22 protein-coding genes are annotated in these 20,668 nt (G+C 59.0%); 10 read left to right on the forward strand and 12 right to left on the reverse strand.

What is annotated here, in order from left to right:
* The first annotated feature begins 236 nt into the window (after positions 1-236).
* Both CC94_RS0107850 and CC94_RS0107855 read left to right on the forward strand, forming a co-directional pair.
* Positions 237-1,889, forward strand: a complete 1,653-nt coding sequence (locus tag CC94_RS0107850; RefSeq protein ID WP_245619717.1) for a copper resistance system multicopper oxidase — start codon at positions 237-239, stop codon at positions 1,887-1,889.
* Positions 1,886-2,593, forward strand: a complete 708-nt coding sequence (locus tag CC94_RS0107855) for a copper resistance protein B (protein WP_005368678.1) — start codon at positions 1,886-1,888, stop codon at positions 2,591-2,593. Before CC94_RS0107850 ends, CC94_RS0107855 begins: the two co-directional genes overlap by 4 nt.
* Before the next feature lie 82 nt (positions 2,594-2,675).
* Here CC94_RS0107855 and CC94_RS25450 read toward each other — a convergent pair whose 3' ends face one another.
* Entirely contained in the window at positions 2,676-3,233 is a 558-nt protein-coding gene (locus CC94_RS25450) for a thiol:disulfide interchange protein DsbA/DsbL (RefSeq protein WP_051040439.1), read from the reverse strand.
* A 579-nt stretch (positions 3,234-3,812) separates the two neighbouring features.
* Entirely contained in the window at positions 3,813-4,499 is a 687-nt protein-coding gene (locus tag CC94_RS0107865; RefSeq protein WP_005368681.1) for a c-type cytochrome, read from the reverse strand.
* Positions 4,500-4,605: 106 nt separating this feature from the next.
* Here CC94_RS0107865 and yihA point away from each other — a divergent pair, with 106 nt between their 5' ends.
* Positions 4,606-5,214 carry a ribosome biogenesis GTP-binding protein YihA/YsxC gene (yihA, locus tag CC94_RS0107870; protein WP_005368683.1) on the forward strand — a complete coding sequence of 203 codons (609 nt, stop codon included), beginning with the start codon at positions 4,606-4,608 and terminating at the stop codon, positions 5,212-5,214.
* Here the strand turns inward: yihA and CC94_RS0107875 are convergent.
* The 5 genes from CC94_RS0107875 to CC94_RS0107895 all read right to left on the reverse strand — a co-directional run bounded on the left by CC94_RS0107875 (position 5,211) and on the right by CC94_RS0107895 (position 9,532).
* A complete protein-coding gene (locus tag CC94_RS0107875) occupies positions 5,211-6,092 on the reverse strand; it encodes an MBL fold metallo-hydrolase (RefSeq protein ID WP_005368685.1) in 882 nt (293 codons plus the stop codon). The two genes, yihA and CC94_RS0107875, sit on opposite strands and share 4 nt — an antisense overlap.
* Before the next feature lie 16 nt (positions 6,093-6,108).
* Positions 6,109-6,951, reverse strand: a complete 843-nt coding sequence (locus CC94_RS0107880) for an HDOD domain-containing protein (protein WP_005368686.1) — start codon at positions 6,949-6,951, stop codon at positions 6,109-6,111.
* Positions 6,952-7,193: 242 nt separating this feature from the next.
* Positions 7,194-7,943 carry an MBL fold metallo-hydrolase gene (locus CC94_RS0107885; protein WP_005368688.1) on the reverse strand — a complete coding sequence of 250 codons (750 nt, stop codon included), beginning with the start codon at positions 7,941-7,943 and terminating at the stop codon, positions 7,194-7,196.
* Between the two features lie 174 nt (positions 7,944-8,117).
* Positions 8,118-9,173, reverse strand: a complete 1,056-nt coding sequence (locus tag CC94_RS0107890) for a phosphotransferase enzyme family protein (RefSeq protein ID WP_031430422.1) — start codon at positions 9,171-9,173, stop codon at positions 8,118-8,120.
* Positions 9,174-9,193: 20 nt separating this feature from the next.
* Positions 9,194-9,532: a TraR/DksA family transcriptional regulator gene (locus CC94_RS0107895; RefSeq protein ID WP_005368691.1), complete on the reverse strand. Its 339-nt coding sequence runs from the start codon at positions 9,530-9,532 to the stop codon at positions 9,194-9,196.
* A 147-nt stretch (positions 9,533-9,679) separates the two neighbouring features.
* Between CC94_RS0107895 and CC94_RS0107900 the strand changes: the two genes are divergently transcribed.
* Genes CC94_RS0107900 through CC94_RS0107910 form a run of 3 tightly spaced genes read left to right on the forward strand, consistent with a single transcriptional unit; the run spans position 9,680 to position 13,490 of the window.
* A complete protein-coding gene (locus CC94_RS0107900) occupies positions 9,680-10,582 on the forward strand; it encodes an AAA family ATPase (RefSeq protein WP_005368693.1) in 903 nt (300 codons plus the stop codon).
* Complete coding sequence (locus CC94_RS0107905) at positions 10,582-11,538, forward strand: DUF58 domain-containing protein (protein ID WP_005368696.1); 957 nt, start codon at positions 10,582-10,584, stop codon at positions 11,536-11,538. Before CC94_RS0107900 ends, CC94_RS0107905 begins: the two co-directional genes overlap by 1 nt.
* On the forward strand, positions 11,535-13,490 hold the full coding sequence (locus CC94_RS0107910; protein ID WP_005368698.1) for a transglutaminase TgpA family protein: 1,956 nt from the start codon (positions 11,535-11,537) through the stop codon (positions 13,488-13,490). The genes CC94_RS0107905 and CC94_RS0107910 overlap by 4 nt, the downstream gene beginning before the upstream one ends.
* Before the next feature lie 384 nt (positions 13,491-13,874).
* On the opposite strand, the gene CC94_RS0107915 is transcribed toward CC94_RS0107910, so the two are convergent.
* Entirely contained in the window at positions 13,875-14,255 is a 381-nt protein-coding gene (locus tag CC94_RS0107915) for a hypothetical protein (protein ID WP_005368700.1), read from the reverse strand.
* A gap of 443 nt (positions 14,256-14,698) precedes the next feature.
* On the opposite strand from CC94_RS0107915, the gene CC94_RS0107920 reads away from it, so the two are divergent.
* Genes CC94_RS0107920 through CC94_RS0107935 form a run of 4 tightly spaced genes read left to right on the forward strand, consistent with a single transcriptional unit; the run spans position 14,699 to position 16,966 of the window.
* Positions 14,699-15,427, forward strand: coding sequence for a DUF1538 domain-containing protein (locus tag CC94_RS0107920; RefSeq protein WP_005368701.1), 729 nt, complete (start codon positions 14,699-14,701; stop codon positions 15,425-15,427).
* Complete coding sequence (locus tag CC94_RS0107925; RefSeq protein WP_005368704.1) at positions 15,424-16,203, forward strand: DUF1538 domain-containing protein; 780 nt, start codon at positions 15,424-15,426, stop codon at positions 16,201-16,203. Before CC94_RS0107920 ends, CC94_RS0107925 begins: the two co-directional genes overlap by 4 nt.
* 8 nt (positions 16,204-16,211) lie before the next feature.
* On the forward strand, positions 16,212-16,562 hold the full coding sequence (locus CC94_RS0107930) for a P-II family nitrogen regulator (RefSeq protein WP_005368706.1): 351 nt from the start codon (positions 16,212-16,214) through the stop codon (positions 16,560-16,562).
* Entirely contained in the window at positions 16,559-16,966 is a 408-nt protein-coding gene (locus CC94_RS0107935) for a CBS domain-containing protein (RefSeq protein WP_005368708.1), read from the forward strand. The genes CC94_RS0107930 and CC94_RS0107935 overlap by 4 nt, the downstream gene beginning before the upstream one ends.
* 89 nt (positions 16,967-17,055) lie before the next feature.
* On the opposite strand, the gene CC94_RS0107940 is transcribed toward CC94_RS0107935, so the two are convergent.
* From CC94_RS0107940 to CC94_RS0107955, 4 genes are all read right to left on the reverse strand, one after another.
* On the reverse strand, positions 17,056-17,484 hold the full coding sequence (locus tag CC94_RS0107940) for a TM2 domain-containing protein (protein ID WP_005368710.1): 429 nt from the start codon (positions 17,482-17,484) through the stop codon (positions 17,056-17,058).
* A 78-nt stretch (positions 17,485-17,562) separates the two neighbouring features.
* Entirely contained in the window at positions 17,563-18,006 is a 444-nt protein-coding gene (locus tag CC94_RS0107945; RefSeq protein WP_005368711.1) for a universal stress protein, read from the reverse strand.
* 8 nt (positions 18,007-18,014) lie between these two features.
* Positions 18,015-18,524: a hypothetical protein gene (locus tag CC94_RS0107950; protein WP_005368717.1), complete on the reverse strand. Its 510-nt coding sequence runs from the start codon at positions 18,522-18,524 to the stop codon at positions 18,015-18,017.
* A gap of 179 nt (positions 18,525-18,703) precedes the next feature.
* Complete coding sequence (locus CC94_RS0107955; protein WP_005368718.1) at positions 18,704-20,596, reverse strand: ATP-binding cassette domain-containing protein; 1,893 nt, start codon at positions 20,594-20,596, stop codon at positions 18,704-18,706.
* Between the last annotated feature and the right edge of the window lie 72 nt (positions 20,597-20,668).

Genomic DNA, 20,668 nt, shown 5'->3' on the forward strand with positions numbered 1-20,668 from the left:
CGGCCGAACGGTTGTAAATCTACGCTAGACATCTGAATAAGAGATGAATATAGTCTTAAAAGAGATACGAAAGCGCCGACTATACAGATTTTCTGTCATTTTCGCCACTTGCGATTTTAGTCCGTATTCGCCTCGAAAGATTCCTTCCCCTCGCCTCAGAGCAAGGGCCTGGGATAATGGATGCAAATTATCTTCAAACCGCCTCGATCCCTACATTGCCGTCCGCGTTTTTTGCCATGAATCTGTCTTATCGTCGCTTTTTCATTTTGGCGTTGTGGCTGCCGCTGCTGTGTTTCGGTTCGGCGCGCGCTGGAACCTATACGCTAACGATCGACGAAAAAGCAGTCAACCTGACCGGAAAACCGCAAACCGCGATCGTCGCCAACGGTAGCCTGCCCGCACCGACGCTGCACTGGCGCGAAGGCGAAGAGGTCACGCTGAACGTGGTCAATCGCCTGAAGGAGCCGACCTCGATCCATTGGCACGGAATCGTGCTGCCTTACCGGATGGACGGCGTACCCGGCATTAGCTTTGCGGGGATTGAACCGGGGAAAATCTTTACTTACCGGTTCCGGGTCAAACAGAACGGAACCTACTGGTACCACGGCCATTCCGGCATGCAGGAACAACAGGGTCTGTTCGGCGCGCTGGTGATCGAGCCGGCACACCCGCATCGGCCAACCGAGCGCGACTATGTGCTGCTGCTTTCGGACTGGCCCGAGGCCGATCCGGAACGGACGCTCGCGCGCCTGAAAAAACAGAGCGATTACTATAATTTTCAGAAAAGAACCGTCGCGAACCTGTTTACCGACCTGCGTGAACGCGGCGTTTCTGAAACAATAAACGACCGGCTGGCCTGGGGGCAGATGCGGATGGAGCCGACCGACCTGGCCGATGTGACCGGCGCCACTTATCATTTTTTGGTTAACGGGCACACGCCGGCGATGGACTGGGCGGCGCTGTTCAGTCCCGGCGATCGAGTGCGCCTGCGCATCGTCAATGCTTCCGCGATGACCCATTTCGACGTCAGGATTCCGGGTTTGAAAATGCGGGTGATCGAAGCGGACGGCCAGCCGGTGATGCCGGTTGATGTGGAAGAGCTCCGGATCGCAGTCGCCGAAACTTACGATGTTCTGGTCGAACCGGAAGCGGACCGGGCTTACCGGATTTTTGCCGAAGCGATGGATCGAAGCGGCTTTGCGTCGGCGACCCTGACACCCAAAATCGGTTTGCAGGCGGAATTGCCGAAAATGCGTCCGCACACTTTGTTGACGCTGGCGGACATGGGGCCGATGCACGTCGGTCACGGCGCCCATGCCGAGCATCAGGCGGCCGTACCGAACGATAACGGACTTGATCAGCCGCCGCATGCAGATCATGCGGATCATACCGGACATCAGAGGCATCCCCGACCGGCTTCCGTGCCTCACGCGGAAGCGCCCGCGATGGGCTCCTACAAGGCGTTGGACTATCGGCATCTAATGGCCGCCGCTCCGAACCGCGGCTGGCGGCAGCCAGACCGCGAGATCAGGCTACGCCTGACCGGCAATATGTACCGTTATATCTGGTCGTTCGACGACGTCAAATATTCGGACTCGGAGCCTATCCGGGTCAAGTTCGGCGAGCATATCCGCTTCACCTATGTGAACGAAACGATGATGAACCATCCGATCCATCTGCACGGCCTATGGCAGTATCTCGACAACGGCAACGGCGCTTTCAATCCGAAAAAACACGTAATCAACGTGCCGCCGGGCCAGACGGTCAGCGTGATCGTGATCGCCGACGCGGAGGGGGAATGGGCGTTCCACTGCCATTTGCTGTACCACATGGATACCGGCATGTTTCGCAAACTGATCGTCGAGAAAGCCGAGCACGTCCGCGAATGAAGACCTATTCCTTCAACCCGGTCGAGCTCCGCCTCCTGCTAGGGAGCCTGCTGGCGGGCCTGTTCTACGCGCATCCGGCCTCCGCACAGGACGACCGGATGATTTTCAGCAGGTTCATGGCCGAACGTTTCGAGTACGAAGGCAACGAAAACCTGCATTTGTTCAAATGGGACATCAAGCACTGGATCGGCAACGACGACCACAAGCTTTACCTGAAAACCGAGGGCGACTATTCGGCCGACCAGGACATCTTCGGGCGCGCCGACCTGCAGCTGCTGTACAGCCGCAATATCGATACGTTCTGGGATTTTCAGATCGGCGCGCGCCGGGCGTTCGAGCCGGAACGGACTTTTGACGCGGTGATCGGCTTTCAGGGGCTCGCGCCTTATTTCGTCGAGGTCGACGGCGCCGTCTTCATCACCGACAACGGCAATCTGCTGGGCCGCTTGAGCCTGGGCTACGAAATGCTGCTGACCCAGCGTCTGATCCTGATGCCCAGAATCGAAGTCAATGTCGCAGCAGAGGACATCGAGAACCGCGGCGTGAAGGCCGGCGTAACCGAATTCGAGGCGGGCATGCGGCTGCGTTACGAGATCGAGCGCGAATTCGCGCCCTATGTCGGCTTCGATTATGTGGAAGAGGAGTCGCTGCGCGAACACCATCACAGCGTGCGCTTTGTGGTGGGAATGCGGTTCTGGTATTGAGACGGCGAAAGCTGAAATCGGCGCCGTTATAAGGAAAAGACCTGCCGGGTTTTAAAAACCCGGCAGGTCTTCAAGCGGAAAATTATTTTTTGGCCGCGGCTTCCTTTTTGATCAACTGGTTCGTGACCTCGATCATTTTTTCATGCGATCCGGCCGATCTGCCGTCGACCTTGTATTTGCCGTTCACGATCAGCACCGGCACGCCGGTCACGCCGTAACGCGCGGGCATAGCCGCAGCCTGGCGGACCTTGGTATCGACCAGAAAGGAATTGTAGGCCTCGTGGAAGTCGGCTTCCTTGACGCCGTGCGCGGTAAAGAACGCGGCCAGCTCCTCTTCGGTTTCCAGCTTCTGACGCTTGTTCTGCAGGGTATCGAAGAAGTCCGCATGAACCTTGTCGTCGAGTACGCCCAAGGCCTGGGCGACATAAAACGCTTTCGCGTGCTTCGCCCAAAGATCGCTGAACGCGGCCGGTTGGCGGATAAAATCGACATTGGCGGGAAGCTTTTTGACCCAGCTTTCGAGAATCGGCTCGAAGTCGTAGCAATGCGGACAGCCGTACCAGAAAAACTCGATCACCTCGATCTTGTCCGGATCCTGGGTCGGTTGCGGCGCATCAAGCGTTTCATAGCCGCCGGCCAGTTCTTCCTCCGCTGCCGGGCCTGCGGCCGGCTCTGCCGCCGGGGCGGCCGGTTCGACCTGGGCGGGCGCGGCCGTTTCGGCGGTGGGCTGCGGCGCCTGAGCCGCCGGCGTAGCCGGAGCAGGCGGCGAGGCTTCGGCAGCCGGTTGTTTCTCTGCGGACGCCGGGGCTGCCGTCGCCTGTTCGGGCGCAGCGGTCTCACTGCCGGGCCGCTCTTGCATTTTCTGGTAGAAAAATATCGAAGCGCCTGCCAGTACGGCAAGCGTCAGAATGATCAGTCCGATTTGGATAAAGTTTTTACGCATTAACTTCGGTTTCCCAGGTAGTTGTAAATGACACGCTCACTTTGGAGACAGGGTGACGAGCGTATGACTTAACGATCATCAAAAAGGTGTCCGCACCTAACGCCGGAGACTAACCCGAAACGGCGCTGAAGAGATAGCGGCGCACATCCATCGAATGAAGTGAAAGGCGGATGCGCTTCGCTCATCCGCCCGAGCTTCCAAGTGAACTTTCGCCGTAACAGCCCGTCATGAAGAGCGCTCTTTCGACACTATTTCTCGCCTGATGCCGACACGGCCTTATTTCATCATCGAGATATGGTAAGCAACCGCCCGGATTTCCTCGTCGGTCATCTTCCGGGCGATCATGTGCATCATGTTTTCCGACGTATTGCCGCGCGCGCCGGTTTTGAAATCGGTCAACGCCTTGATCAGATAATCGGCATGCTGCGAAAACAGGGCCGGAAACGCCGCCGGCTGGTTGCCTTCGCCGAACGGGCCGTGGCAGGCGATACAGGCGGACACCTCGCGCTGGCGGTCGCCGTTGCGGTACAGGTCGCTGCCTTGAGCGATCAGTTCGGGCACCGATTTGGATTTGACCGGGGCCGCGGCCGGCTGCTCGTCCTCGTCTTCGTCCTCATCGGGCGGCGGCAGCACCGGCATCGCATTCGCCGAAATTTTCTGCGCCGCATAGTAAGCGGCGATATCGGCCATGTCTCCGTCGGACAACGGCAGCGCCATCGCCGACATCATCGGATCGTTGCGGGCGCCGCTCTTGAATGCCAGCAGTTGTTTGGCCAGGTAGGAGGCATGTTGCTGGGCCAGTTTCGGAAAATTCGGCGCCATGCTGTTGCCGTTGTCGCCGTGGCAACTGTTGCAGGCGGCCGCTTTGTCTTTTCCTGCGCGAGGATTGCCCTCCGCATGTAAAATAGCGGAAGCGCCGCACATCGCGATACCGACTGCAACGGCCAGGAACTTTATTTTCATCAGACTCCCCTTCGGAATTTTTCGTTATTTTTATGACGTTCGGAACTGGCTGTTTCCGGCTTGGCCCGGGATTCTACCCCATTTATCTTAGCGGATCGAGACAGCAATGAATCCAGTTTATCATCAAGCAAAATTTATTAACAGTGCTCCAAATCTGAAACATGCGCCCCCCGACCACGGACTGGAAGTGGCTTTCGCGGGCCGTTCCAACGCCGGTAAATCGAGCGCGCTGAATACCCTGACCCGGCAAAATGCGCTGGCCCGAATCAGTAAAACGCCGGGGCGGACCCAGATGCTCAACTTCTTCGAAATCACCGAGGGGCAGCGCTTCGTGGACCTGCCCGGCTACGGCTTCGCAACCGCGCCGCTCGCGGCCATACAGCAGTGGCGCAAGGCGATCGAGGATTATTTGAACCGGCGGAAATCGTTGTGCGGGATCGTGCTGGTGATGGACGTGCGCCACCCTTTGGCCGAATTCGACTGGCAGATGCTGCAATGGTGCGAACATGCGCAGCTGCCCGCGCACATTCTGCTGACCAAGGCCGACAAGCTCAGCTTCGGCGCGGCCAAGAATGCGCTGCTGGAGGTCCAAAAAGAATTGAGCGGCGCGCCGATTCCGCTGAGCGTGCAGTTGTTCTCGTCGCTGAAGAAAAACGGGGTGGACGAGGCGCACGCCGCGCTCGACCGGTTATTCGCCCGGCCGGCCGCGGATTAGAGGCAGACTTCCATGCCTTCGTGCGCGATGAACAGCCTGTCCGTAAAATGCGGATGCTGTTCCTTCAATTCCCGGTAAATCCGGTCGAGGTCGGCATCGGTCCGGGTCGGCTCATGGTGGGTCAGAAACAGCCGCTTCGCATTCGCCTCGATGGCCAGCTTGATCCCGGACCGGTAAGTGCCGTGCCCCCAGCCCTGCCGAATCGCATACTCTTCATCGGTATAGGACGAATCGACGATCAGCGCATCCACTCCCCGCATCGCCGCCTGGATTTCCTGGTTTTTTTCGACCAGGAACAACTGGAAAGACTCGTAGTAATCGTCCTCGGGCTGATAAATGTTGACCGGATTTTCGAAATCGCCGGTGAAAAACAGCGAGGCGCCGTCGCACTCGACCCGGTAGCCGAAATTCAGCACCGGATGATTCAAAATGATCGGGGTGATCCGGGCGCTGCCGACACTGACCGTTTCGCCGGGCCGGACCGTCAGATATTCGATCCGGGCTTTCAACTGCGCTTCATGAATCGGAAAATAACTGTATTGCAACTGCACCGACAACGCCCGGTTGATGTTTTCGTCGGTGACCGGGTCGAGTCCGCCGTAAATGTTGATCCGGTTGTTTTTAAAGAATATCGGCAGGAAAAAAGGCAGGCCCTGGATGTGGTCCCAGTGGGTATGGGTGATGAAAATGTTCGCGGTGATCGGCATGCTGCCGAGCAGGGTTTGCGCCAGCGCATGGATGCCGGTGCCGGCATCGAGAATGATCAATTCGTCCCGCTCCGTCCGGATTTCGATGCAGGTCGTGTTGCCGCCGTATTTGACGGTCATCGGCCCCGGCGTCGGAATCGATCCTCTCACTCCCCAGAATTTGAATTTCATTAAACTATCTTTGCAATTACGGTTTGATGAAAAGTTCGGCTCCCTGCGCGATGACGTCCAGATTGCCGAGGTCGTCGATCAAGGCTTCCAGGGATAAACCGAAACGGTTTACCACCGTCTCGGGAAAGGCCTCGGTCACCGGATTGCCGCCATCGCCGTAGCGCAGCCTTTTGCCGATCTGGTTCGCCGCAAACAGGCATTCGCCGAAAGCATTGTCCGGAGGGTGGTGATGATGCCGGATCGTTTCGGTCAACAGCTCGGAAAGCTCCCATTTTTCGGCCAGCAACGCCCCGGCTTCGGCATGGTCGATGCCGAGAAAAGCCTGCTCGCAGAGATGCAGCGGCATGTTCTCCTCTTTGCTTTTGGCCAATGCCAGCTTGAAGCCTTCCGGCCTGAACTCCGCAAACACCACCTTGCCGAAATCGTGGAGCAACCCCGCCACGAAGCAATCGCCGCATGCCTGCTGACTCAGGCCCGCTCTCTCGGCGAGTTTGCGGCTGATCTCGGCGGTGGTCAACGCATGCAGCAAAAATGCGCTCGGGTTGAAACCGGCCTTGTTCGAAGTTTTCAGCATCCCCATCGCGGCGATGCTCATCGCGAGATTCTTGACGGTGTTCAACCCGACGTGCACGACTGCGCGCTGTATCGAATTGATTTTATGGGATAGCCCGTAAAATGCGGAATTGATTACCTTTAAAATCTTCACCGTCAGCACCGGGTCGCATTCGATCACTTGCACGATCTCCTTCGCAGGCACCTCGATATTGGCGGTCAACTGCACCACTCGCTGTACGCTTTTCGGAAAAGCGGGCATTTTTTCCACCAGGGCAACGAGTTCGGCGTAATTCGGACTTTCCATGCTTTGGCACAAAATGAAAAAAGATTATTATGAGCATAGCAAAGAAAACGGAATTTAACGGCCGGAGGACCCGTAGAAAAGAAAAAACCCCAAAATACCGGAGCGGTATTTTGGGGTTTGAAGAAAATCAGCCGAATGCAGGGGGAGAGCGAGGCTGATCCGACGCCGTTGTGAGGCGTACGTCATTGAGAGCGAACGGAGGGTGAAAAAGTTCCGGGAAATTTAGATTGACGAAATTTCGATCAACGATCGCTCCGGGCCGCCAGCCGTTCGAAGCGGGCCAGCCAGTCGGCAAAAGGGATCACATAGTCGTAACCGCAGACCGTTTTGAGCGGCCGGCCTTTCAGGTTTTCGAAAATTACGGCGCCCTGCCGGCGCGTTTCGCGCTTTGGCCCGTAAGGATTGAAGATCATTCCGCCGTCGGCCGTCAAAAAGACGTAGTCGCAGATGAACAGCACATCGCGGTAAATATAAAACGTGAAACCCGGAGTATGTCCGCCGCTATGATGCGCTTCGATTCCGAAAGCGGTAAAGTCTCCGGTAAAACGGCGGTCGACATCGAACCGCGCGGCCAGGGGATGCCTCGCATCGAGCTCGTGCAGCCCGACTTCCGCCCGCCATAGCCGGCGATACTGATTCGAAGCGCCCATGAAATGAAGATGCGTAAACAGGATCGCCCTGACCGGTTCGAGATCGCGGTTGAAGGCCGACGGCGCGTCGATCCAGACGCCGCCTTGCTCCGTCTCGATCCGGTAGGCGGCATGCTCGTAGCCGAGTTTCGGAACCGACAGCAACTGGGTAACGCCCTCGCTCACCGGCGTCCCGGTCACCCGGAATTGTTTTTCGACGGTATCCCAAGGCAGGAAACGGTCGTGCCGGGCGCCGCAGAACGGGCACACGTCGGGCATTTCGCCGATCATGTTGTAGCCGCACTCCAGGCACACCCATTGCGGCGCCAGAGCGGCAAGAATTTCGGTTTCGGGGAGAGTCATGCGGATGTCCTCCGGCTGGGTCAACTGGCTATTGGACCGCAGGGAAGCGAATAAGTTGGCGCCGGAAGCGTATCGAAAACCAGCATGACGAGGGTCGGCTGCACGCCTGTCTTACATTATGCTACGGTCGCCCGCCACCGGAAAACATTGCAGCAAATCGCCGATCGTCCGTGCTCATTCCGCCGTTTTGCCGCGCAGCGAAGCGATTAGCGCCCGGATTGCCCGTTCCTGATCGATCACGCTCGCGCACAGCCGGAACTGCCCGAGCGCGCGGTGAAGATTCTGCCCGGGGTCTTCGACCTTGAAGTAGCGGTTGCCTTCGAGATGATCGGTGTAGAAGCGAATTCCCAGTTCGAAAGGAATCAGCCGGATCGCGGGGAACAGATAATCGTAATCGGGGCCGGTAAAAAACCGGCCGGCTTCGCCAAGGTAACTGCCCAGTATCGCTTCGCCGATGCCGAGATCGAACGCGTCGTTTTCGGGGCGATGGCAGCAGGAACGCAGGCAGTCGCCGATGTCGTAATGCAGCAGGCCCGGCTTGACCGTATCGAGGTCGACCACGCCGACCACTTTTTGCCGGCCCTTGCCGAACAGAAAATTGTTCAGCTTCGGGTCGCCGTGGATGATTCGGAGCGGCAGCAGCCCCTGCCGTTTCGCGGATTCCAGGTTATCGGCAATCGCCTGATGGCGGTCGATAAAAGCAGCGCAGTCCGCGTCGATCAGGCGGGAATCGGCGTTGGCGAGCACTTCACGGTAACGCGCAAGGTAAGCCGGAGCGATATGGAATCCGGGCAGGGTATCCTTGAGCCGCGCCGGGTCCAGGTCGCCGAGCAGGCGGTGAAAATGCCCCAGCGCAAAACCGGCCTCGCGCGCTTCGCCCGGATCGCCGACCGACTCCAGGCTGACCGTGTCGGGAATATAGTCGAGCGCGCGCCAGAGCCGGTCCCGGCCGTCGCGCACATGGAAAAGCCCGGCTTCGGATTCGAGCGGCCGGGGAATTTTCAGTTCGACATCTTCGGGCGCCTTGCGGTCGAGATGCCGGGCGATTTCGGCCAGATTCGCGAGCACCGCTTCCGGCTCCGGAAACACATGCGCATTGATGCGCTGCAACACGAAAGGCTCGGCGGCGGTGAGCACTTGATAGGTTTCGTTGATCAGGCCGTTGCCCAGCGGCAGGACGGCCGCGCTCGACCCGGCAAATTGCCGGGCTATCGATAAAAGTTCAGTCATGCGGGGCGCGCTTTGGCGTTTCAGCAGCCTTGCTGGCTCGCGCATTTGATGCAGAGGTCGGAATAGGGCAATGCCTTCAGCCGGGCTTCGCCGATCGGCTCGCCGCAGCTCTGGCAGACCCCGTACTGGCCAGCGTCGATCCGGGCGATCGCGTCCTTGATCTGCGCAATCTCGTTCCTGGCGCGATTGCCCAGAAAATCAATCACTTCGTAATTCTCGGCCTGGACGGCCTGTTCCGCAAAGTCTTTCTCCGGAGGCTCCGCGACATGCTTGACGTCTTCGGTGATCTTGCTCAGCCGGTCGTTCAGCTCTTCCAGCATGCCGATCAAATTACCGCGTATTTCTTCATATCCGCCCACAGGATTTCCTCCATGTCAGTCTAACATCAGCCGGCGCACCGTCTTGCGCCCGTCAGGACGTGGCGCCACATCCTGCTATACTTGCAAGGTTCCTGCCAGGCTTGTCGCAAGCCTGACATATTCCGCTCAGCCATCGTATCATCACTCATGCAAAATGCAATCAATGCGTTATTGGATTCGGCCAATCAAATCCTGCTCGGCAAGCAAAGGCAAGTCCGGCTGGCGGTCTGCTGCCTGCTCGCCCGCGGCCACCTGTTGATCGAAGACATTCCCGGCGTCGGCAAGACCACCCTGGCGCATACGCTCGCCCGGCTGTTCGGCCTCGATTACCAGCGTATTCAGTTTACCAGCGACATTCTGCCGGCCGACATGATCGGCGGCTCGGTGTTCGATGCGAAAAACCAGCAATTCAACTTTCATGCGGGGCCGATCTTCAACCAGATGGTGCTGGCCGACGAAATCAACCGGGCGACGCCAAAGGCGCAAAGCGCCTTGCTGGAAGCGATGGAAGAACATCAGGTCACCGTGGACGGCAAGACGTATCCGCTGCCGGAGCCGTTTTTCGTGATCGCGACGCAAAACCCGTCGCACCAGATCGGCACCTTCCCGCTGCCCGAATCGCAGTTGGACCGCTTTTTGATGCGGATCGAACTCGGTTATCCGGATTCCGCCGCCGAGCGTTTACTTTTGACCGGCCACAGCCGCCACAGTTTAATCGACGGCCTGGCCGTGGCGCTGCCGCCCGCGCAGCTCCAGCGCATTCAAAAAGAGGTGCTTCGGGTGTACGCTTCGGATGCACTGCTCGATTACTGCCAGGCGATCATCCGTTTCACCCGCGAATCGCCTTCATACCCGGCCGGCCTGTCGCCGCGCGCGGGACTGGCGCTGTTGACCGCCGCCAAAGCCTGGGCCTACATGGACGGACGCGACGCGGCGATTCCGGAAGACATTCAGGCTGTGCTGGCCGCGGTCGCGGGCCACCGAATCCGCTCCGGGCATCTCGACGCCGCTGCGGTCGTGGCGCCGATCCTGAACCAGGTCGCCGTGTGATGAACGCGCCGGGCCTGAAGATGAAGGAACGCTTCCGGCTCAGCCGTTTCGTGCGCGGCGAGAAAGCTTCGCCGGATCCGGTGATCTTGAATCATCGCCGCATTTTCATCCTGCCCACGCGGCGCGGCCTCGGTTTCGCGTTCCTGGCCACGCTGCTGTTTTTCATCGGGTTCGTGTACAACAACAATCCGGTTTACCTGCTGGCGTTTTTATTGGCCGGCATCTTTTTCCTCTCCACCGTCCATACCTTCCGGACGCTGGCCGGACTGGTGATCCGCGAAGGTTACGGCAAACCGGTGTTCGCCGGCGACACGGCGGCCTTTCCGATCCATATCGACAATCCGACCTCGCTGCTCCGGCCGCAAATCCGAATCGAAGGCCAGCCCGAAACCGAACTGACGCTGCCGCCGGAAAGCCGGAGTCAAATCTTCGTGCACCGGACCGCCGCGCGGCGCGGCTGGTGCGAGGCCGGCCCGATCACGCTCTGCAGCACCTTTCCGCTCGGCCTGTTCCGCGCCTGGTCCCCGCTGCGCTTCAACATGAAAATCTTGGTCTATCCGCAGCTCGCCGAGGCTGGCGTTCCTCTCCCGCCTTTGTCCGCCGGCCCGGACCGGGATGGCGTCGGCCGCCAGGGCAGCGATGAATTTTATGGGCTGAAAAACTACTCGGCCGGCGACCCGGTCCGGCGCATCCACTGGAAAGCCTATGCGAAAGGCTACGGCGTACTCAGCAAGCAATACCGCGGCGGCGGCAGCGGCGAGCTCTGGCTGGACTTCGACGAAACGCCCGGCGGCGGGACCGAAGAAAGATTGAGCCGGTTATGCCGCTGGGTGCTGGAAGCCGACCAGGCCGGCCTGCGTTACGGCCTGCGCTTGCCCGGCAACCGGATCATGCCCGCGGACGGCGCGCAACACCGGCAGTCCTGTCTCGAAGCCCTGGCACTGTATCCGCTATGAAGGCGACCGCCTCCCATCAAAAATTGCAATTTTTATTGTTTGGAACGGTAGGCCTGGCCGTGCTGCCGCATTACCCGCATCTTCCGCCCCTTTCTTTCGGTTTTTTCGCGGCACTTTTGGGCTGGCGCCTGCTCGGCGTCCGGCATCCCGCCTGGCTCCCCGGACGGCGCGTCCTGTTTTTGCTGCTGCTCCTGGGCATCGTGCTGCTGTTCACGGAACGGCAGGGCATTCTCGGCCGCGACGCCGGCTCCAACCTGTTCATTACCGCCCTGGGCTTGAAACTGATGGAAACGAAAAGGGAACGCGATTCCTGCCTGATCGTTTATATGGCCTTCGTCGCGGCGGCCACCCAGTTTCTTTACGAACAAAGCATCCTGTTCGGCGCCTATATCGGCCTCGTTTGCTGCCTGCTGCTCGCACTGCTGATTGCGATGAACGGCCTGCAGCATCACATCGCGCAGGCGCTGAAGCTGGCGATGGTTTTCGTCCTGCAGGCGGCACCGCTGGCGGCCGCGATGTTCATCCTGTTTCCGCGCCTCGACCCGCCGAAATGGCTGGCTATCGGCAGCGAAACCCGAAACCGGACCGGCCTCAGCGAAGTGCTGGAGCCGGGCTCGATCACCAATCTGGGACTGTCCGACGAACTGGTGTTCCGCGCCCGCTTCGACGGCCCGCTGCCGCCGCCGCATCAGCGTTACTGGCGGGGCCCGGTGATGGCGGCGACCGACGGCAAACGCTGGGTGCAGGCGCAGAATTTCGAACGCTATCCGAAGCCCGATCCGCAAGTTTCCGGCCGGCCCTACCGTTACACCCTGCTGCTTGAGCCTCAGGAAAAGAACTGGGTGTTCGCGCTCGACATGCCGGCCGAATTTTCGCCGCCGTTAAGCCGCAATGCGAATTTTCAGATGGTCACTTCCGAGATGCGGGGACAGCGCGCGGCCTACAAGCTGACGTCCTATCCGGACTACAATACCGGCCCGCTGTCATCCGCCGAATACCGGGACGCGACCCAACTGCCCGGCACGCCTTCGGCGCGCGTGAAGGATCTGGTCGCCCGGCTGCACGGCTACGACGCAGCGCCCGAGCTATTCATCAAGAACCTGCTGGACCATTTTCGCCGGGAGAATTTCCGCTACACGCTGGAGCCGCCGAAGCTCGACGCCAACCCGATCGAGTCTTTTCTGTTCGATACGCGCGCCGGTTTCTGCAGCCATTATGCCTCCGCCTTCGTGTACCTGATGCGCGCCGCGCAGATTCCGGCCCGCGTCGTGACCGGCTACCAGGGCGGCGAAACGAACGAGGTCGGCAATTTCATCCAGGTCCGGCAGGCGGATGCGCATGCCTGGGCCGAGGTCTGGCTCGACAGACACGGCTGGGTCCGCTACGACCCGACCGCGGCGGTGGCGCCGGAAAGAATCGAATATCCGCTCGACGTGAGCCGTCTGAGTCCGGGTGAAACTATCTACTTTGAAAGCGCCGCCGGAGAATTCGGCAAGATCGTCAGCTTCCTCAAACAGGCCGGACTGATCTGGGATACCGTGGATTACGGCTGGCAGCGCTGGATCATCAACTATAACGGCACCCATCAGGCCCACTTCCTGGCCGGCTTCGGAATCAAGGGCAGCCGGGCGATGCTGAACTGGCTGGGCGCGATCCTGCTCGCCGTTACCGTGCTGTCGAGCCTGGCGATCCTATACCGAAGGCGCCGGCAACTCGATCCGGCCTTGCGGATTTACGCGCGCTTTTGCGGCAGACTCGCCCGGAAAGGACTGGTCAAAGGCACGGGCGAAGGCCCGAAAGACTTCGCCGAACGGGTCAAGGCCGCCCTGCCGGAGCATGCGGACGAAGTGGACGGAATCACAGAAATTTTCATGAATCTGCGTTACGGCAGGCGGCCAAATCCCCAGAACATCGAGCGGCTGAAACGGCGGGTCGCCGCATTCAAACCGTAACGCGATCTCGCTCCAAGAGGCTAGAGCATTTTCGTTTTGGGTGTACGGTCATAAGCCATGCCGCAAAGTGAGGGGAAACGCGCCATTCCGACAGGGATTGCCGGACGACTGCAGGGATGCGGGAGATACGAGCCCAAGGAAGGGCGAGGTAGATCGCGTCAGGAACACGCGATCGAGAGCAACGCAGGGAGCGGTTGCCGAATCCAGAAGCCAGGGATGGCAAGCTTTAATGCATCCCTGCAGTCTGGATCTCGGCACAAATCTGTCTGGAACAGATTTGCATTGACCCGAAGGGGGCCAGGCAGGAAAGCCTGGCATGAATCCCTGCCGAGATGACGGTTTGACTTAACGGCATTATCTCCCTATAGGCGATATGAAAATGCTCTAAGGATTGTTTTCTTCTTGCTTGACGGCCTGTTTTAACGCCTTGAGCTTTTCGCTGTTTTTCTCTTTCAACTGGTACAATTTGAGCTTTTGCGCCGGCGTCAGCGTATCTTTGGCCTCTTCCTGGCCTTCCTCGCGGATTTCCTTGATTTTTTGTTTGTGCTTTTTGAACAGCGCCTTGAATTTGGATTCCTGTTCTTCGCTCAGGCCGAGCTCCTGGCTCAATTGTTTCAGCTTGATGCCGTGATGCTTGCCGGTCTCGGGCGCTGCCGGGACGGCAGGAGATGCCGGGGGGGATTCGGCCGCCGGCTGCCCGGTTTCGGCAAAGGCTGTCCAGGTTATGCCCAAGCCAAGAATCAGACTGGTGATCGTTTTGTTCATGCAAATGCCTCGGAGGTTATCGCGATAATTGCGGTAGATGAATAGATTGCCTTATTTTATAACGTTCGAGCCGTCTCCGTGCGCAGGAATTCCTTTACGGGGGAAATGTCTCCAGGTCCGCGCTCAATGCTCCTAAGGATTGGGTCGATCATCACTTCTCCTCTCTCGTTCCTTCGCCGAGCGCTTATCGTGCCGGCTTGGGTTAAACCGTGGTAGGGTACGCTGTGCGTACCATGGAGGTTGAAAAGGTACGCACAGCGTACCCTACAACTGAAAAGAGCGACGGAGCTTGCAAAAATCAGAGCTTCTTTAACGACATCGGGCCGGCCCCTGACTGACACTTATCGATGGCCACATTTTTGTCTTGCAACGGCCTTCCGATTAGCCTTATCCGCGCGCTTTCATATACAATCCCTCCGGACTTGGAAATTACAGGAATCAACATGTTCAAAAATCGCTTCATCAAATACCTGCTGGGCAGTTGCCGGGATTTGGCGCCGATTTTTGCGGTCGTGCTGGTTTTTCAGGGTTTGGTGATTAAACAGCCGCCTCCCGACCTGGCCAACCTGATCGAAGGATCGCTTTTTCTGATCGTCGGCCTGACCTTGTTCGTCCAAGGGCTGGAACTCAGCCTGTTCCCGCTCGGCGAAGACATGGCCTACGACTTCGCCCGCAAGGGCAGTGTGTTCTGGCTGTTGCTCTTCGCGTTCTGTCTGGGTTTCAGCGCGGCGATCGCCGAACCGGCGCTGATCGCCGCGGCCCAGCAAGCCGCGCAGATTGCCAGCGACGGCCACATCATCGGTTCCAGCGATGCCGAGAGAGCAAATTATGCGCTGGGGCTTCGCGTCACGGTTGCGCTGTCGATCGGACTCGCACTGATCGTCGGCGTCGTGCGGATCATCCGCGGCTGGCCCGTCTATATACCGGTTTTTCTCGGCTATTTGGGCGTGGCGGCGATTACCCCGTTTGCGCCGAAGGAAGTCGTCGGCATCGCTTACGATGCGGGCGGCATCGCGACCTCCAGCATTACCGTCCCCTTGGTGACCGCGCTCGGCGTTGGCCTTGCGACCGCCATCAAGGGGCGCAACCCGCTGACCGACGGCTTCGGCATCGTGGTTTTCGCGTCGTTGACGCCGATTATTTTCGTACTGATCTATGGGATGGCCGTATGATTGACGTAGTGATACAGTTTGTATTTACCCTGCTGGAAATCTGCCGGGATGTGTTGCCGATTGCCGCGACCATCATCGGCTTTCAATTGCTGGTTATCCGCCGTCCGATCGCCCACACCAGAAAAATTCTGATCGGTTTCGTTTCCGTGCTGTTCGGGATCGTTTTCTTTCTCAAGGGGTTGGATATGGCGCTGTTTCCCCTTGGCAAGCTGATGGCCGCCCAGTTGACCCTACCCGAATTTCTCGGCGTCGAACCGACTGCCGGCAAAGTCGATTGGCGCGATTATGCCTGGGTTTATGCTTTCGCCGCCAGCATCGGCTTCGCCACCGCGCTGGCCGAACCCTCGCTGCTGGCGGTCGCGCTAAAGGCGGAGAAAATTTCCGGAGGCACGATCCGGGCCTGGGGATTACGTATTTCGGTCGCGCTCGGTGTGGGTTTCGGCATTGCGCTCGGCGCTTTTCGCATCGTGACCGGCTCCGAATTCTTTTTATTCATTCTCGGCGGTTATCTCATGGTAGTGATTCAGACCCGCTCCGCTCCCGAACTGATCCTCGGCCTGGCCTACGATTCCGGCGCGGCCACCACGTCGATGGTGACCGTGCCGATGATCACCGCGCTGGGCCTGGGCCTGGCCGAAGCCGTGCCCGGGCGCGATCCGCTACTGGATGGATTCGGGCTAATCGCCTACGCCAGTTTGTTTCCGGTCATCGCGGTGCTGGGTTATGCTCAAATCGCGCAATGGCTGAATCAAGTCCGTTACCCGTCAAAATCCTGAGGTACATCATGCATTTCAAACTCATCATTGTATTCGTCGACGACGACAAAACCGATCTGGTGCTCGATACGGCTCGCCAAGGCGGGGCAAAAGGTGCGACCGTGATCAACAACGCCCGTGGTCAAGGCATGAAACAATCGAAGACCTTCTTCGGTTTGACGCTCGAAGCGCAGCGCGATGTCGTGCTGATGCTGGTCGAAGAACACCTCAGCCGCTTCATCATGGAAAAAATCGCGACCGTCGCCGATTTCGACAACACGCCCGGCACCGGTATCGCGATTCAAATCGACGTCGAAGACGCGATCGGCGTGATGCATCAGGTTGAGGTATTGCAACAAGAACTGGAGGGCTCCCTATGAACAACCGCCTTATTATCCGCGTCAGGGACGTGATGAAAACCGACTTCGGCTCGATCGACGGTATCGCTACCGTGGCCGAAGCGCTGAAGAAAATGAAGGAAATGCAGACCGCCGTACTGATCGTGAACAAACGCCACGACGACGACGAATACGGGATGATCAACTGCGGCGACATCGCCCGCCACGTGCTGGCCAAGGACAGGGCGCCGGAACGGGTCAATGTCTATGAAATCATGAACAAACCGGTCATTTCGGTGCATCCGGAGATGGATATCCGCTATTGTTCGAGGCTGTTCGCGCAGTATGACCTGGTCCGGGCACCGGTGATCGAGGATCGGAAAGTGGTCGGCATCGTCAGCCCGAACTCGCTGGTGCTGGACGGCCTTTACAAAATATTTACCTGAAGCGGGCGGCTTTTAAAAATACCGGCCGAAAACCCGTGAGGTTTAAAACCTCGCGGGTTTCCCCGAAGCCGGCGCCGGATCGCTCCGCTTTATTTCAGCGGCCTTCCCTTGGCGTCGCGGTCGAACTTGCTCGAAAGCAGCAATACCGCTTCCAAAAAGCCCCACTGTGGCACGAATACCAGGAACTTCGCATACACCAAAAAGAGCGTCAGCAAGACCTGAATGAAGCCGACCTTGTAATAGCCCAGATAAAACCGCGACAACCCCGCCCAGCCGAACAACAGCGAGAGTAGGCCCGCCAGGTATTTGGACTTGACCGCTTTCGGTTCCTCGCGAGAAACGCCGAGCAAACCGACGCGAACCGCATGACCGCCTTCCGGGTCGAAGCGGACCTCGTCGTCCGCTTCGGGCGGAACGCCCTCGACCCAGTCCTTGATCTCGAACGGATATGTTTGGCCTTCGCTTTCGATCGCGCCGCTCCCCGATTCGGGATCGAAACTTTGTACTTTTCCTATCATTTTCCCCTACCTTACATGTGAAAGACGTTCACCCGCGGATCCGCTGCCGCCCGGCGGACGCCCGTTTATTATTCTGCTCTACGGATGCTGCAAACGCACCGCCAGCACGTCGCAATTGGCATGATGCAGAACGCCGTTCGCGGTCGAGCCCAGCAGGAGCGCCAAGCCATGCCGCCCGTGCGAACCGACCACGATCAGGTCGACCCCGTTTTCTTCGGCGATCCGGAGGATTTCCTGTTTCGGACTGCCCGTTTCCAGCCAGGTCTGATGCTCAGGAACGCCCAACGACGACGCCAGTTCGGCCAGTTTTTTGCGGCCGAGCGCAATAAATTCCTGCGACAAATCCATTTCGAAAGGAACCAGTACATCGTTCGCCGGATCGCCGATCGGCAGGGCATCGACCACATGGATCAGGCTGAGCCTGGCCCCGTAACGTTCGGCCAGATCCTTCGCGCGCTCGGCGACGACCGTCTGCCGGTCGAAAAAATCCACCGCCAATAATATGTGCTTGTATGACTTCACAATTCCTCCTAACCGATGCCGTCGACCTGCCCGAAAGACATGGCCAGCAATACGAAACCGACTAAAAACGCCAGCGCCCAACCCAAACTGACCAGAATGTTCGGCGCGAGCGCATGATAAACGATGTGCGCCGTGACCGCGCAGAGCCAGACGATGATGCCGATTGCCAAAATGAAGGCAAGACCGGCGGACTGCCCGACCGCCAGCATCGCGGCAGCCGGCCAGGCGATAAAACCGATCAGCGCATAACATCCGAAAAAAGCGCCCGCAACCTGGTAATAACGGTTCAGGTGGCGGTGCGTCTGCAGCATCACGCCGCTGAACAGCCCGATATACCCGACTTCCGCCGCCGTCTCAAGAACCGCGCCGAGCAGGTTATGTCCCCGGTAATGCATCAGCACCCGGACCACGGCGAAGGCGGCCGCGACTATTTTGAGCAACGCCAGCGAATAAGGCAAATCCTCCGGCCCCTTTTTAAACCGGCAGATATCGAAGAGCAGAACGATCAGTTCGTACATGGGCGGGCCTCCTACTTTGCTTCTAGAGCATTTTCGCTTTGGGTATATGGCCTTTTCGTAAGGAAAGCACGTCATTCCGGGTAGGGTACGCTGTGCGTACCTTAATAATACAGCGTTTCGCAGAGGCGGCATGGTTAAGGTACGCACAGCGTACCCTACGGGTGCATGTCCGCGACCGCTCAATCCTGCTGCGCCGCCGCGAGCTTTTCCTCCGCCTCCAGCCAGAGCGCCTCGGCGTCTTCGAGCGCCTTGTCCACCTGCGCCTTTCGTGCCATCACGTCTTTCAGCCGGTTTTTGTCCGCATCCTGATAAATCGCCGGGTCGGCTAATTGTTGTTCCAGTTGCCGCTGTTCCTGATGGAATTTTTCGACCGCCTGCTCGGCTTTCTTCAACGCGTCCATCAGCGGTTTGTTGCGCTGCCGGCGCTCGGCGTCCAGCCTGCGCTGATCCTTGCGGTTGACGCCGGACGCCGGTTCGATCGCCGATTCCTTCGGCTCGGCTTTTTTCTGCTCGCCGAGCCAGTTCTTATAATCGTCCAGATCGCCGTCGAACGGCTCGACCCTGCCGTCCGCGACCAGCAGCAGCCGGTCGGTGACCGAACGCAGCAAATGCCGGTCGTGCGAGACGGTGACCAGGGCGCCCTGATAGTCCTGCAGCGCCATGATCAGGGCCTCGCGCATTTCGAGGTCCAGATGGTTGGTCGGCTCGTCGAGCAGCAGCAAGTTCGGATTCTGGTAGACCAGCAGCGCCAGCACCAGCCGCGCTTTTTCGCCGCCCGAAAACGGCCGCACCGGCTCCATCACTTTGTCGCCCTGAAAATCGAAGCCGCCCAGAAAATTGCGCAGGTCCTTTTCGGTCGCCTGCGGGTCCAATTTCTGGAAATGCCAGAGCGGCGACTCTTCCATCCGCAACTGTTCGAGCTGATGCTGGGCGAAATAGCCGATCTTCAGGTGCATCGATTCGTTTCGCTTACCGGCTAAAGGCGCCATCGCGCCGGCCAGCACCTTGATCAGGCTCGACTTGCCGGCGCCGTTCGGTCCCAAAAGCCCGACCCGGTCGCCGGGCGACAGCGACAGGCCGGCCTTGTTGACCACGATCCTGTCGCCGTAGCCGATATCCGCGGCATCCAGCGTCAACAGCGGATTCGACATCCGGCCGGGTTCGGCGAAACTGAAATGGAACGGTGAGTCGACATGCGCCTGCGCGATCAACTCCATCCGTTCCAGCGCCTTGATCCGGCTTTGCGCCTGCCGGGCCTTGGTGGCCTGGGCCTTGAAGCGGTTGATGAAGCTCTGGATGTGCGCAATCTCGCGCTGCTGCTTCTGAAAGGCGGCCTGTTGCTGGGCGAGCTTCTCGGCGCGCATTCTTTCGAACGCCGAATAGTTGCCGGTATAAAGATTCACCTTGCCCTGTTCGATATGGGCGACGTGATCGGCGATCGCGTCGAGGAAATCGCGGTCGTGCGAAATCAAAAGCAGCGTGCCCGGATACCGGCACAGCCAGTCCTGCAGCCAGATCACCGCGTCGAGGTCGAGGTGGTTGGTCGGCTCGTCGAGCAGCAGCACGTCGGAACGGCACATCAACGCCTGCGCCAGATTCAGCCGCATCCGCCAGCCGCCCGAAAAAGCGCCGACCGCGGCCTGTTCCTGCGCCGCTTTGAAGCCGAGCCCGCTCATCAGCCGCGAGGCGCGCGCCTGGGCTTCGTAACCGCCGATCACGTCGAGCGCCGCATGCAGCTCGGCCTGCTTCAGGCCGTCATGAGCCGCTTCGGCCGCTTTCAGTTCGGCCTGCAGGCGGCGCAGTTCGCGGTCTCCGTCCATCACGTAGTCGATCGCGCTGCAGTCGGCGGCTGGGGTTTCCTGGGCGACATGCGCGATTTCGAGTCCCGGCGGCATCGAAAAATCGCCCGCGTCGGGATGCAGTTCGTCCCGGATCAGCGCGAAGAAACTGGACTTGCCGGCCCCGTTCGCGCCGGTGATCCCGACTTTTTCGCCCTGGTGAATCGTAAACGACGCTTCGTCGAACAACAGTCTGGCGCCCCGGCGCAGAGCGATATTTTTAAAATTGAGCATGAAATATCATCAATAAATCCGCAATATTCCGAGAGGCGATTTCATCGCGCCCCGATCAGCGGGCCAATATAA

This window comes from Methylomicrobium agile, from assembly GCF_000733855.1.
In the GTDB taxonomy this organism is placed as follows: Bacteria; Pseudomonadota; Gammaproteobacteria; order Methylococcales; family Methylomonadaceae; genus Methylomicrobium; species Methylomicrobium agile.